The organism is Pseudomonas defluvii (assembly GCF_001695625.1).
GTDB lineage: Bacteria > Pseudomonadota > Gammaproteobacteria > Pseudomonadales > Pseudomonadaceae > Aquipseudomonas > Aquipseudomonas defluvii.
The window spans coordinates 1-741 of sequence record NZ_MBPN01000301.1 but is presented as its reverse complement, the minus strand read 5'-3'; the positions used below and the strand labels follow the sequence as shown (position 1 = coordinate 741).

At 54.8% G+C, this 741-nt stretch carries 1 pseudogene; it reads left to right on the top strand.

Features of this window, described 5'->3' with window-relative positions:
- Nucleotides 1-741, top strand: a pseudogene (locus tag EKA13_RS27435) (ISL3-like element ISPsp2 family transposase); the annotation flags it as partial.

Below are 741 nucleotides of genomic sequence, written 5' to 3'. Positions count from 1 at the left end.
CGACACGTTTTGACGGTGTGACCGTGCTGGGCGTGGATGAGCATGTTTGGCGACATACACGCTGTGGTGACAAGTACGTCACCATCGTGGTTGACCTTACGCCCGTGCGTAACAAAAACGGGCCGGCCCGCTTGCTCGATGTGCTGGAAGGCCGCTCCAAACAAGCCTTTAAGCAATGGCTACAGAGTCGCCCCAAATCGTGGCGTGACCAGATCGAAAGCATTGCCATGGACGGTTTTACGGGGTTTAAATCTGCAGCGCAAGAAGCCCTGCCTCAAGCCCAAACCGTGCTGGATCCTTTCCATGTCGTGCGCTGGGCAAGCAACATGCTGGATGAATGCCGCCGGCGTGTGCAACACGACATCCTGGGCCGCAGAGGGCGTAAAAATGACCCGCTCTACAAAAGCCGTCGAACGCTACTGACTCGGATCAGCTACCTGTCTGACGCCAACAAAAAGCAACTGTTCCAGCTGTTTGCAGATGAGCACCACCTCGAAGTGGATTGCACCTGGAGCATGTACCAACGGGTGGTCAGCGCCTACAACGAGCCGGATCGAAAACGTGGTAAAAAACTCATGGAAGAGGTCATAAATATCATTACAGCCAGCGACTTGCCCAAAGCGCTCATCGAGGTGAAAGGCTTGGGGGAAACGCTGAAAAAATACGCTGAGAGCATCCTTGCCTACTTCGACCGGCCAGGAACCAGCAACGGTCCAACAGAAGCTATCAACGGGCGACTTG